Annotated in this window: 17 protein-coding genes and 2 pseudogenes; 17 read left to right on the top strand and 2 right to left on the bottom strand. The window is 38.3% G+C overall.

Features of this window, described 5'->3' with window-relative positions; all coding sequences use genetic code 11:
* Positions 1 to 13 precede the first annotated feature (13 nt).
* Complete coding sequence (locus J2S17_RS15750; protein ID WP_307476428.1) at positions 14 to 493, top strand: hypothetical protein; 480 nt, start codon at positions 14 to 16, stop codon at positions 491 to 493.
* A gap of 320 nt (positions 494 to 813) precedes the next feature.
* Here J2S17_RS15750 and J2S17_RS15745 read toward each other — a convergent pair whose 3' ends face one another.
* On the bottom strand, positions 814 to 1014 hold the full coding sequence (locus J2S17_RS15745) for a helix-turn-helix domain-containing protein (RefSeq protein ID WP_101579565.1): 201 nt from the start codon (positions 1012 to 1014) through the stop codon (positions 814 to 816).
* Between the two features lie 164 nt (positions 1015 to 1178).
* Here J2S17_RS15745 and J2S17_RS15740 point away from each other — a divergent pair.
* From J2S17_RS15740 to J2S17_RS15680, 13 genes and pseudogenes are all read left to right on the top strand, one after another.
* Positions 1179 to 1571: pseudogene (locus J2S17_RS15740) on the top strand (recombinase family protein); the annotation flags it as partial.
* 154 nt (positions 1572 to 1725) lie between these two features.
* Positions 1726 to 2967: an IS110 family RNA-guided transposase gene (locus J2S17_RS15735; RefSeq protein ID WP_307476425.1), complete on the top strand. Its 1242-nt coding sequence runs from the start codon at positions 1726 to 1728 to the stop codon at positions 2965 to 2967.
* A 111-nt stretch (positions 2968 to 3078) separates the two neighbouring features.
* Complete coding sequence (locus J2S17_RS15730; protein WP_307476423.1) at positions 3079 to 3360, top strand: hypothetical protein; 282 nt, start codon at positions 3079 to 3081, stop codon at positions 3358 to 3360.
* A 13-nt stretch (positions 3361 to 3373) separates the two neighbouring features.
* Positions 3374 to 3745, top strand: a complete 372-nt coding sequence (locus J2S17_RS15725) for a hypothetical protein (protein WP_307476422.1) — start codon at positions 3374 to 3376, stop codon at positions 3743 to 3745.
* Positions 3746 to 4162: 417 nt separating this feature from the next.
* Positions 4163 to 4951 (top strand): recombinase family protein, encoded by a 789-nt coding sequence (locus J2S17_RS15720; RefSeq protein ID WP_307476420.1) that lies wholly within the window; start codon positions 4163 to 4165, stop codon positions 4949 to 4951.
* A gap of 136 nt (positions 4952 to 5087) precedes the next feature.
* Positions 5088 to 6317: an IS110 family RNA-guided transposase gene (locus tag J2S17_RS15715; protein WP_307476418.1), complete on the top strand. Its 1230-nt coding sequence runs from the start codon at positions 5088 to 5090 to the stop codon at positions 6315 to 6317.
* 81 nt (positions 6318 to 6398) lie between these two features.
* The gene (locus J2S17_RS15710) at positions 6399 to 6746 is read left to right on the top strand and encodes a hypothetical protein (RefSeq protein WP_307476417.1); all 348 of its coding nucleotides are present in this window, start codon (positions 6399 to 6401) and stop codon (positions 6744 to 6746) included.
* An 8-nt stretch (positions 6747 to 6754) separates the two neighbouring features.
* Positions 6755 to 7063, top strand: coding sequence for an immunity protein CdiI family protein (locus tag J2S17_RS15705; RefSeq protein ID WP_307476415.1), 309 nt, complete (start codon positions 6755 to 6757; stop codon positions 7061 to 7063).
* A 559-nt stretch (positions 7064 to 7622) separates the two neighbouring features.
* Positions 7623 to 7940: pseudogene (locus J2S17_RS15700) on the top strand (recombinase family protein); the annotation flags it as partial.
* Between the two features lie 153 nt (positions 7941 to 8093).
* Positions 8094 to 8297 carry an HNH/ENDO VII family nuclease gene (locus J2S17_RS15695; RefSeq protein WP_307476413.1) on the top strand — a complete coding sequence of 68 codons (204 nt, stop codon included), beginning with the start codon at positions 8094 to 8096 and terminating at the stop codon, positions 8295 to 8297.
* 29 nt (positions 8298 to 8326) lie between these two features.
* Positions 8327 to 8902 (top strand): suppressor of fused domain protein, encoded by a 576-nt coding sequence (locus tag J2S17_RS15690; RefSeq protein ID WP_307476411.1) that lies wholly within the window; start codon positions 8327 to 8329, stop codon positions 8900 to 8902.
* A 133-nt stretch (positions 8903 to 9035) separates the two neighbouring features.
* Positions 9036 to 10196: an RHS repeat-associated core domain-containing protein gene (locus J2S17_RS15685; protein ID WP_307476600.1), complete on the top strand. Its 1161-nt coding sequence runs from the start codon at positions 9036 to 9038 to the stop codon at positions 10194 to 10196.
* A gap of 5 nt (positions 10197 to 10201) precedes the next feature.
* Positions 10202 to 10588 carry a hypothetical protein gene (locus tag J2S17_RS15680; protein WP_307476409.1) on the top strand — a complete coding sequence of 129 codons (387 nt, stop codon included), beginning with the start codon at positions 10202 to 10204 and terminating at the stop codon, positions 10586 to 10588.
* 123 nt (positions 10589 to 10711) lie between these two features.
* On the opposite strand, the gene J2S17_RS15675 is transcribed toward J2S17_RS15680, so the two are convergent.
* Positions 10712 to 10876 (bottom strand): peptidase G2 autoproteolytic cleavage domain-containing protein, encoded by a 165-nt coding sequence (locus J2S17_RS15675; RefSeq protein ID WP_307476598.1) that lies wholly within the window; start codon positions 10874 to 10876, stop codon positions 10712 to 10714.
* A gap of 225 nt (positions 10877 to 11101) precedes the next feature.
* Here J2S17_RS15675 and J2S17_RS15670 point away from each other — a divergent pair, with 225 nt between their 5' ends.
* Genes J2S17_RS15670 through J2S17_RS15660 form a run of 3 tightly spaced genes read left to right on the top strand, consistent with a single transcriptional unit; the run spans position 11102 to position 12399 of the window.
* Entirely contained in the window at positions 11102 to 11365 is a 264-nt protein-coding gene (locus tag J2S17_RS15670) for a hypothetical protein (protein WP_307476408.1), read from the top strand.
* Positions 11366 to 11387: 22 nt separating this feature from the next.
* The gene (locus tag J2S17_RS15665; RefSeq protein WP_307476406.1) at positions 11388 to 11963 is read left to right on the top strand and encodes a hypothetical protein; all 576 of its coding nucleotides are present in this window, start codon (positions 11388 to 11390) and stop codon (positions 11961 to 11963) included.
* The gene (locus tag J2S17_RS15660) at positions 11950 to 12399 is read left to right on the top strand and encodes a hypothetical protein (RefSeq protein WP_307476404.1); all 450 of its coding nucleotides are present in this window, start codon (positions 11950 to 11952) and stop codon (positions 12397 to 12399) included. Before J2S17_RS15665 ends, J2S17_RS15660 begins: the two co-directional genes overlap by 14 nt.
* The last annotated feature ends 8 nt before the right edge of the window (positions 12400 to 12407 follow it).

Genomic DNA, 12407 nt, shown 5'->3' with positions numbered 1-12407 from the left:
AAGAGGTGAAATTATGATTAAATTTCAATATTCTGATGGTAATAACAACAGTGATTTTATCAAGGGATTAATTAATGTGATATCAAAAGAACAAAACAATATATATTGGGGGGTAGGAGATTTAGATATTATTCCAAGATATTCTGGAGACTATCCAGGTTCTGGCACCCATAAAAATAAAGAAATTGCATGGAAATTCGGGGAGAAAGTTGAAAATGAAAAAATAGTATTTTTAGAGGGAGCAACTCTTTATGAAGTTTTGGACGATACTCAAACCATTAGGAGAGGGGTATTTGTTTGCTTTTTCAATAATTCCCCCTATGATTATAACTTTCGTCCAAAGGTGGAAGTTACAGAGGTTAATACCATTCAACATTCCTTATCGCATTTAGAAATAAGAATTTTAGATGGTGACATGTTTTTCATCCTAACCAAAGATAGTAAGATGATTAGTAAATTAGAAAATGAATATCCAGAATTTCTTCTTGATTAATCAATACCAAAAACCTTGATTGGCTAATTGCCTTTCAAGGTTTCTTTTTTTTGGTGGGGCTACCTAGTGCCGAGTAAACTAATTTTTATTACGAGAATAAGGGTAATCATCGTAAGCCCTATATGATGTTTTAACAAATAATATAGTACGTACAACACTTCAAAACGTATACCCTATATAATGAAATTCAAATCGAATAAATAACCTGAAAATTATTAGATACTACCATTCTCATCCTCTAATACCCTACCTTTGTTTTCTCCCTGCCTTTTAAATTTTTCGCAACTTTGACGTACATAGAACGATTACTAGAATGAGGACTACTCCACCTCGATTAATTCCTGAATGTCGATGTCTAACACTTTGCATACTGTTTCTAATGTTGATAGGTAAACTCTGTCCACATTGTCTGAACAAAGATGGCTGATTGTATTTGGTCGCAGCCCTGCCATACGTGCCAATTCACGTTGTGAAAGGTCACGTTCTTTAAGAATTTCCTTTAGCTTAATGGATATAGGCATGATATTTCCCTTCCTCTTTCTACTGTTACCTTTACGATACACAATAAAATTGTATCGGTAAAGGGATTGATTGTATCGCTAAAGCCGCATACAATGAATTTATATTAAATATAGCGTCTAAGCGTTACGTTAATCTCAATTAGCGTAACGGAGGGGGAAAAATCATGAATGTTATCGGATATATTCGAGTATCTACGCAAGGACAAGCAAGGGATGGATACAGCCTTGCTTATCAAGAAGATGAAATCAAAGCGTATTGTCAGGCACAAGGATATACGCTTTTACGCTTGTTTAAGGACGGGGGTATTAGTGGGGCTAAAGTTGATGAAGAAGCATTAGAAGTGGATAGAATAGGCTTTCAGGAGATGTTGGAGTATCTCGCCAACCATGAGGTGGATTATGTTGTCACACTGAATACAAGCCGTTTATGGCGGTCAGATATTGTGAAAGTGTTAGTTCATCGAGAATTGAAAAAGTATGGAGTGGACATTCGGAGTATTGAACAACCGCAATACAGTATCCATAAGAAAGACCCTAGTGACTTTATAATCAATGGTTAAACATCAAGCCATTTTATAACGGTTAAAAGATAGAGAATGGATAGGCTTTCGTACCCTTGCGAGTCTCAAAAGACTAACGCTCGACCTAAGGTTGCCGACATTCTCTGTCTTGCTTTATCCGTTTAATCTAATATAGGGGTGAGGTTTTCTGATGAAACGAGATAAACATATTTATATAGGACTAGATTTACACAAGTTCCAGCATACAGCAGTAATATTAGATTGTTGGTTTGAAAAGCTAGGAGAAATGACCTTTCAAAATAAACCATCCATTTTTCCAAGTTTACTAGAATATGTGAACAGGTTTCTTACAGAAGATTTGACCCCTGTATTTGGATTAGAAGATGTGGGCGGTTACGGACGAGATTTAGCGTTATACTTGTTAGAGAAAGGTTACATTGTAAAGTTCGTTAATTCCGTTAATTCCTCATTATCCAATGCAGAACGAAACAGCTATGCCATGACAGAAAAGAATGATAGTTGGGACGCTCAATGTGTGGCAGATGTTTTAATTCGTAAGCTACCGTATTTACCTGACGCTACACCATCAGATATTCATTGGATAATCGCTCAACTTGTAGGCAGAAGAACCGCTTTGGTAAAAGCACAAACAGCTTTGAAGAACCAATTGCATATGCAATTAAACTATCATTATCCAAGTTACAAGGATTTCTTTTCAGAAGTGGATGGGAAAACTGCTTTATCTTTTTGGGAAAGCTACCCTTCACCTTCTCATTTGGAGGGGGAAACAGTAGAGGGATTGAGAGAATTTCTATTAGAAGCGAGTAACAATGCTTGTTCAACTAAAAAAGCAGAACTAATATTATCTTTAGTCCAAGCTGATGGTGAAGTAAAACGAGAATATCAGACATCCAGAGACTTTATCATTCAAAGCATGGTCAGAGATATCCGCTTTAAGAAACAGGAAATTAAGAAGGTTGAAAAAGAAATAAAAGTAACCATTAAAACGTTAGGAATGCAGCTTGAAACTATGCCAGGGATTGATACGGTTACTTCATCCGCTTTAAATGCAGAGATTGGTGACATTCATCGGTTCGCAAACTCTGATAAACTAGCAAGATATGCAGGGATAGCCCCAATTAGAATGGGTTCGGGCGGTAAGGAAACGATGAAAAAAACAAAACAAGGTAATCGAAAGCTATATGACATCTTTTACAACCTATCCGTCCAACAAGTTCAGGTATGTAAAGGGAGTAAAATCCCTCGTAACCCTGTCTTTTACGATTATTATAACTGTAAGCTAAGTGAAGGAAAGTCCAAGTCACAAGCCCTTCTTTGCATTATGAGAAGATTAGTCAGAATAATCTATGGTATGATGAGAAATAAAACGGCTTATATTCTACCAAAAATGCCTGAAACAATAGCTAGTTAATCAATTTGGGTGGCAGTTGAACAAACTGCCATCCTTTCATAAAGTACATTTTTAGATATTCCTAAGGGTACGGGTAATGCTTTCCAATGGACAGGCAAGAACTTTAGCCAAATGGGTAAAAACATATCTCCTAACGAGATGATTAGTAATCTTGAGAAGTCAGGATGGAAAAAGACTGTTGAGCCAGGTGGAAAGAAAAGTGGACCTGCTACTATTCTTACTGACCCAAGTACGGGGACTAAAGTGAGAATACACGCAGAACCTGGGGAAGGTACTCCTTATTTTAGGGCTCAGAATAAGGGTGGCGGCTATCTAGATAACAATGGAGTATTCCCAAGTAATGCAACAAAGCAAGAATTAAGAGATGCGACGCATTTCTATTTTGAAAAGTAGGTGAGTGGAAGTGTTGGCTACTAATTTGCACGATGTTCTAGAAAATTTCGATTTTACAGATAGCATAGTTACTGAAGTGAAATGGACTGACAATTTAATGGATCTAATAGTAGTTGTTGATTATTATTGGGATATTCAAGACGGTCATGACACTACAAGAATATTAAAGATTATTTTCAAAAATTGCAAAAAAGCTGATTTTCAAATTAGCACAGAACTTCCCTTATCTCCTGAAGAAGTAAACAAAGAAAGTCTCTTTACAATTGTTCTTTTCAAAGAGTTGGCAGGGAGTTCGGATAAGCAACAGCATGTGGGGATTTTTACTACAGACTACTCGAAACCGTGGTTGTCGGTAGTATGTTCTAATGTAATGTTGGAGGAATAGTACTGTATATGAACCTTGATTGGCTAAATGCCTTTCAAGGTTTTTTACTTATTTTACATTAAATCAGCTAATATTTGAGTGAGACAATAATAAAATTAATTGTCTGAGAATCGAGAGCTCATGATGGTAGTACCATCATGGAGTTCTGTTTAAATACTTGCTTAGTATGTAAAGTGCAATAATTAAGTGATATGACATGTTACATGGCAGGGGTACTATGACATGGAATGGTTAAAAAACTAACGAGAATGACAAAGCTCGTGGCGATAAATAATGGGTAACGTGAAAGGGCGTTCTTATTTTGCTTTGGTGAATAAATTTAGGGTTGTATTTTTACTAGAGACGGTCGTATAATACTCGCTATTCATTTAAAAAGCGTTACATAAATTTTAATTTTCGTAACGGGAGGGTGAGAAGTTGAACGTTGTCGGGTATATACGAGTCTCGACTCAAGGGCAAGCGAGAGATGGATATAGCTTGAAATATCAAGAAGATGAAATCAAAGCATATTGTGAAGAACAAGGCATGAACTTGATACATATTTTTAGAGATGAAGGAATTAGCGGTGCCAAATTAAATGAGGAAGCATTGGAAATAGACAGGGTGGGCTTACAGGAGATGTTGGCTCACCTTTCGTCTGTCCAAATACAGTATGTGGTGGTGCTGAATACAAGCAGGTTATGGCGCTCGGATATTGTGAAAGTGCTCATTCAACGAGAGTTGAGGAAATACGGTTGTGATATTAAAAGTATCGAACAGCCCTCGTATAGTATTCACCAAAAAGACCCTAACGACTTTTTGGTTAACGGATTGATGGAGCTATTAGACCAATACCAACGGCTTGAGATAGCCCTTAAGCTAACAAAAGGAAGAAATAAAAAGGCGAAAGAAGGTGGTTACGCAGGAGGACGAGCGACGTTTGGTTATCAGAAAAAGAAAGGGGAAAAGGAACTCACCATCCATAACGGGCAAGCAGAGGTAGTGAAACGAGTGTTTGCGTTGAAAGAAGTATACAAGCGTATGTCCTTATCTAAGTTGGCAGAGGAATTGAATAACGAAGGGTATACAACCACACTAGGGAAATCTTTTACGAAAGTACAAGTGAAACGCATTTTAGACAGACAAAGCTTTTATCAAGGGGTTTATACATACGGAAACATACAAGCAAATGGCAAACATGAAGCAATTATTTCAAACATGACTTAAAAATGGTGCTCATTTTCTTATAGGTTGTTGTGTAACAATGAAAATGGATAGGCTTTCGTACCAATGCGCACCGAAAGGTGAACGCTCGAACTAAGGTTGCCGGCATTTTCATTTCATTGAATAGGAGGATGCGTATATGCACGATAAGCAAAAACACTTGTATGTGGGCGTGGACTTACATAAGCAACATCACGTGGCAGTAATCATTAATTGTTGGCAGGAGAAACTGGGTGAAATTACGTTTGAAAATAAACCGTCTGCTTTCTCTAAGTTTTTACTAGAGATGGATAAACGGACGGAAAAAGGGATGACCCTTGCATTCGGATTAGAGGATGTTGGTGGGTATGGGCGATCGTTGGCGCAGTTTCTAGCAGACCATGGGCAACTTGTAAAAGAAGTTAACCCTGCGCTTTCCTACGCGGAACGAAAAAGCCATATGACGACACAAAAAAGCGATAATTGGGATGCGGAATGTGTCGCACGTATATTGGTCAACAAGTTGGACCATTTGTCAGACGCGAAACCAGATGACTTGTTTTGGTCTATCCAACAATTAGTATCGAGAAGGAATGCATTAGTAAAAGCGCAAGGCGCTTTAAAGAACCAACTGCACATTCAATTAAACCACAATTACCCAAGCTACAAAAAGTTTTTCTCCGAGGTGGATGGAAAAACGGCATTAGCGTTTTGGGAACGTTTCCCATCGCCATCAGGTGTCACAATCAAGCAATTAACCACTTTTTTATTAGAAGCGAGTACCAACACATGTTCTGTGAAAAAAGCAACTGAAATAGTGAAGCTAGTGGAAGAAGATGGATTGATAAAGAAAGAGTACCAAGAAACAAGAGACTTTTTAGTGAGAAGCATTGTCCGTGATATATTATTTAAAAAACAGGAAATGGGCTATGTGGAACGAGAATTAAAAGAGTTAATGAGCTTACTAGACTTTCAACTAAATACAATGCCAGGGATTGAACTCGTCACAGCATCTGCCTTAATTGCGGAAATTGGCGATGTAAGACGTTTTCCGAATGCCAACAAATTAGCACGATTCGCGGGGATTGTGCCTGTTTACTTTGGCTCTGGTGGAAAAGGAAAGATGCATAAAAGCAAACACGGAAATCGGGCGCTACACGCTTTATTTTACAACCTAGTAGTCCAACAAGTGCAAGTAGCAAAGGGAAGTAAACTGCCACGAAACCCAGTGTTCCATGCTTACTATCAAAGAAAACAAAAAGAAGGCAAAACAAAGGGGCAAGCATTGGTTTGCATTATGAGAAGGCTGGTGAATATTGTATACGGGTTGATGAAGTACAAAACAGCCTATGAATTGCCGATAAGACGAGAGAAGGAAGAAGTTTTATAGGGTTTCAAAACGGTTGTTTTTTTATTAGCAGCTTTTAAGATTACAACATAGGGTACGGGTAGTCTTAAACCACAGGGTCTTATGGATGAACTTGTAAATAGTGGTGTAAAGTACAATCCTAATGATGTTGTTGCCGTAACAAAGACTGCTGATGGCAAAATAGTATGGCTTGAGAACGGAAATTCACAGGCAGGATTAAATCATATACTTAAGCATGCTGATGAATTTGCAACCAAAGGGATTAACCAAAGTCAGTTGCCTGAATTCATTACAAATGCAGTAAGCAAAGGTAAAATTGTTGGATATCAAGGAAAAGGCACTGGCAGACCCATCTATGAAATTAACTTTAATGGACAAACGCAAAGAGTTGCAATAACTACAGGTAGCAATGGTTTTATTGTAGGTGCAAATCCAGTTTCTATTCCATAGGAGGTAAAATGAAAACGATAAAAATAGAATTAGAGTATCAGTGTTACCCAATGTGGATATATAATGAAAAAGGCGAGTTAATTGATAACAGTATAGCTAATGAACTTGCGAACGAGACTTTGATAGTTAAAGCGTTAGATGAAATTCAAGAGGCGTATGATAACTTATTTGAGGATAACGAAGTGAATTTTGAATATAAGGGATTTGCTCAAGAACAAGAAAGAGAGCAATTTCTACTTTTAGTTAGCGAAACCGTAGATTCTATTAAGAGTAAATTAAGCAATGTTTACAGAGTTGAAAACAAAGTAAATCTTTGAAAGATTATTGAATACCTTGATTGGCTTCAGTGCCTTTCAAGGTTTCTTTTTACTCGAAATTTTATTGTAAAAAAGCAACTGTCATTTGAATCAAAATCATGATGGTAAGCGGATTTTTGAGATTTGTTGTAGAGAAAAAGTTACTAGAATGACAAAGCACGGGGGGAGGGAAAAACCGATATAAAAGGAAATTTTACAAAAAAGAATTAAAGAATTAATGAATAGGACAACATGAACGATCCTTTTTAAAATTCAGACTTCATGAAGGTTGTACCATCATGGAGTAACATTTTAATACTTGGATTGGCTGACAGGAACGAGAATTAGGCGAGATGACATTTTACATGGCATGGGTACTTATGACATGAATGGCTAACAAACTAACGAGAGCGTACAAGCTCGTGGCGATAAACAATAAATAACGTAATAGGGCGTTCTTATTCTGCCTTTGCTTTAATATTTTGGGGTTGTATTTTAACTATAAACGGTCGTATAATACTCGCTATTCGTTTAAAAAGCGTTACGAAAATTACAATTTGTGTAACGGGAGGGTGAAAAGTTGAACGTTGTTGGGTATATACGAGTCTCGACTCAAGGGCAAGCTAAAGATGGATATAGCTTGAAATATCAAGAAGATGAAATCAAAGCCTATTGTGAAGAACAAGGCTTTAACTTGATACATATTTTTAGAGATGAAGGTATTAGTGGAGCAAAACTGAACGAAGATGCACTGGAAATAGACAGGGTGGGCTTACAAGAAATGTTGGCTCACCTTTCGTCTGCCCAAATAGATTTTGTGGTGGTGCTCAATACAAGTCGATTATGGAGGTCGGATATTGTAAAGGTGCTGATTCAACGGGAATTGAAGAAATACGGCTGTGTAGATTTTAAGTTTACAACATAGGGTACGGGTAAGATTGACAAGACATATAGCCGTCCGTCTGGTTATAGAAAAGGCGTTAGGGATGAAGCTTGGGAAAAAGCTAAAGGTGCAGACAGTGAAGTGAGAGACCCGGGAAACGGAAAGATAATGAATAAAGAAGAACCATGGGATATGGGACATAAACCAGGATGCGAATTTAGAAAGCATCAAAAAAGTGCACAAGAAAGAGGCATTTCAAGAAAACAGTTTCTAGATGAACACAATAATCCAGACCACTATCGACCTGAGTTACCTTCTACTAATAGAAGTCATAAAGGTGAAGACTTGACTGACAATTATTTTGGAGATTAAGATTGTAATGAGGTATTAGGAGGGGTATTATGAGTATTTCAAGTGAAAATAAAATAATTGCAAAGTCAGCTTTACAAGCTTTTGGGGGGAAACCACAAGTTTCAAAATACTGGGATGAAAGAAATTTAAGTAATATAGATATACTTACAACCGCTGATAGACCTTATGAAGGTATTACATCATACTCAACAATTGGACTCTCCGACTATTCAATTGAATATACTGTCGATGGAACTCCTTTACGAATAGAAATTGTGGGAGCTAGTGCATCAGAGTATAAACATTTTCCTAATGTGTTGGCAACCTGTGCTTTTTGTATTATAAATTCAAACTTTTTAGTATCTCATGGTAAAATTTTTCGAGATATGATAAAGATGTATTATCCTAATAGCGAAATGAAACATGTTCTATTTGTATCACCATTTTTGTGGGAAGATTTAAAGACGCTTGATTTTTCAAACAAGAAGGTAGCTTGGTTACTCGCTGTTCCAATTTCTGAGAATGAGTATATATTTGCCCGAGAAAAAGGAACAGATTCATTAGAGGAATTATTTGAAGAGAAAGAGATAGATATATTTGATTTGGAACGAAAATCTATAGTGTGATTTTTTGGATGTTAACCTTGATTGGCTAAATGCCTTTCAAGGTTTTTGTCTTTTACAGTTTATAAAAGCAAATTTTTAAATGATCAGTTCATTCCCTAAAATTAACAAGTAAACCTGCGATGGATGGGGAAATATCCTTAAATCAGAAGGATTAACCGACATCGGTGAAGAAGTGGTCAAAGCCAACCCTTTCCGCTACGTAGGAAAATTCGGCGTCCAATATGATGAAGACACGAAGCTCTACTTCATGGGCTGGCGCGAATACGATGCGAAAATCGGCCGTTTCCTAGTCGCAGATGAATACGAAGGGGAAGACGACAACCCAATCTCATTCAACCGCTATCTGTATGCCGAATCGGACCCAGTCAACAACATCGACCCGGACGGCTACGCACCAAAATGGCTGAAAAAGCTCGGCAAAGGCGTCAAAAAAGCCGCCAAGGCAACCTACAACTTTGCCGTAGGCGACGACATCCGCACCTTAAAAAGCAAGAAAACAAAATGGTACCAAAAAGCGGGCGCCGCCATCAGCATCGCATCTAACTTCATCCCGGGCGGAGGCATTGCATCCAAAGCGATTAAAGCGGCAGTCAAAGGAACATCCAAAGCCTTTAAAGCAAGTAAGGCAGTTAAGAAAACAACCAAAGTAGTCAAAGCACCAGCAAAAAAAGTAGTCGCCAAAATCAATAAAAAACCAAAAACCGTGGCAGCCAAACCGATTCGAACGTCACCAAAGGTGGAGAGCAAGGCTAAGGTGAAAGTGGCGGCATCGGTGAAGTCCGCACCAAAGGCGAAAACAAGGGTGGCACCGAAGCCGACTAGGGGCGTTACTTGGACTCGGGTAGAGAAGAGCGATGTTACTAAGGATAAAAAGATTGTATCAAGTGGTTCTGTGGATAGTTCTAATATTGAACCTAAACCCAAACTTTTAATGAAATTGGATCTTCAGTTGTTTGCGGGTAAGGGTACGAGTAAAATACCATCTTCGAACACTAAAGTAATAGAATTACCTGAAAAGACTGCCCCACGGCCAGTAAAACCTCAGGATGCTACAAAAAAATGGGAGGAGTTTTTAGGAGAAGGAGAGTATAGTAATATACATCCTATAAAAGGAACGCCGGACCCTAATAGAATATTTTCTGCAGATGGAAAACGTAGCATTCGATATGGAACTCATGAAATGGGGAGCAAACCAACAAAACATCATTATCATGAAGAAATATGGGATTACGACCCAATCAAAGATACTATGACTTACAGTAACACTATAATAAGAGTTCCAATTCAGAGGTGATGTCCATGAAAATCAAAATTATAAAAAATGAAGGAAAATATAATGAACAGATTGTAGTAAGCTTTACTTCTGAGTTTGGTGGTGGAAAAGCTAGTTGGAATGGAGAAAATCCAATAGAAGGTCGAGAATATTTTGTCGAGCTAGAAATACCAGATACAGTAGAGTGGAGAAAAGATGTTATTAAGTCGGACAAAGAGCAATACTGTATTAAAAGTAATGGAAACTCCACAATAATAGTTTGTGAAGTTGAAACATTTTTTGAGTATGGGTGTTGTGATTTTAGAATTGGATCAAGTATAGTTACTCTTGACATCGAGGGAGAACCTTATCCGAAAGGAACATTTGTTGAGATAAGTTCTCAGAATCTCATTTTGTATGATATAAACTTGTAATTATTTAACCTTGATTGGCTATATGCCTTTCAAGGTTTTTTTACTTTAAGATATTTATGGTAAACAGCAATATGCCTTTTGAATCAAAAACTCATGACAGTTTTAACTGACATGATAGCCAACTTATGATTTGGTCGCAATGCCTTCACCATGTGGTTGGCAGTACCCATCCTCTTCGCACGTTCCATCATCCCTCACTAAGATTTGTCCGATCAGACCAACAGGTATCCATTCGGGGCGTTTTTCACGAGGGACATATTCTTGTTCTGCATTCCACTCTGGATTCATCAAAGGTTTAACCTCATTTTTTACAGGAATGATTTCCTTACCAGTAATAGTACGTTTAAATATCTTCCCTGTTTTTTAGCAATTACAATAACCTCATTTGCAGTCCCGTTCAGAGAACATAAAAGAATACCTATTCTTAAAGGAGATTATTCTAGCAGTGCAAGAGATTTATAAGCAAAAGATATTCGGGATTTAAGGCGTCATACTAATGCGACTTAAAACTAATTGATTTTAACGCAAAAGGTTTCCATTATAGCATCAAGCGGCCAGCTCCTAAGCTTTGAATATAAACACAAAAGCTATGACTATGTTTATAATCAACGCGGAGATATTGTCGCCATCACGGACGAGCATCAGAACGTCATTGCCAAATACACCTACGATGAATGGGGAAATATCCTCAAATCAGAAGGATTAACCGACATCGGCAAAGAAGTGGTCAAAGCGAATCCTTTCCCGCTACGTAGGAAAATTCGGCGTCCAATATGATGAAGACACCAAGCTCTACTTCATGGGCTGGCGGGAATACGATGCGAAAATCGGCCGTTTCCTAGTCGCAAATGAATACGAAGGGAAAGACGACAACCCAATCTCATTCAACCGCTATCTGTATGCCGAATCGGACCCAGTCAACAACATCGACCCGGACAGCTACGCACCAAAATGGCTGAAAAAGCTCGGCAAAGGCGTCAAAAAAGCCGCCAAGGCAACCTATAACTTTGCCGTAGGCGACGACATCCGCACCTTAAAAAGCAAGAAAACAAAATGGTACCAAAAAGCCGGAGCCGCCATCCGCATCGCATCCAACTTCATCCCGGGCGGAGGCATTGCATCCAAAGCGATTAAAGCGGCAGTCAAAGGAACATCCAAAGCCTTTAAAGCAAGTAAGGCAGTTAAGAAAACAACCAAAGTAGTCAAAGCACCAGCAAAAAAAGTAGTCGCCAAAATCAACAAAAAACCAAAAACCGTCGCAGCCAAACCGATTCGAACGTCACCTAAGGTGGAGAGTAAGGCTAAGGTGAAAGTGGCGGCATCGGTGAAGTCCGCACCAAAGGCGAAAACAAAGGTGGCACTTGAAGCCGAGTAGGGGTACGGTTGTTATCAGGGTTGAAAAGGTTAAAAGTGCCAGTGTAAGTAAATCTACGAGTGGCACATCTGTTGGCAAGCCGGCTCCGTCTAAACCACAATCACAGAGTACACAGGTGGCTGATGGTGTAGAGGATGTAAGTGCTAAGGGTAAAGATATAGCAAAAGAACCATTTGTACCTGATGAATATTGGAAAAAGAAAGCACCACAAAATGCTACTCCAGGTTCAAATATAATCCATTACAGGGACTATAATGGTAAAACAGAAAAATCAACCGTTATATATGATGATTTTGGTAGACAGAAATATCGGATTGACCATTCAGACCACAGTATGCCAAAAGACCACTCAGTTCCACATTTACATGAATATAAATATGGGCCTGGATACCATCCTGTGAAGGGGAAGGAGTTTAGATATAATTTTTGGAGGTGAAAGTAATA

This window comes from Cytobacillus purgationiresistens (assembly GCF_030813235.1).
Taxonomy (GTDB): domain Bacteria; phylum Bacillota; class Bacilli; order Bacillales; family Cytobacillaceae; genus Cytobacillus; species Cytobacillus purgationiresistens.
This window is presented reverse-complemented; position numbering and strand designations above follow the sequence as displayed.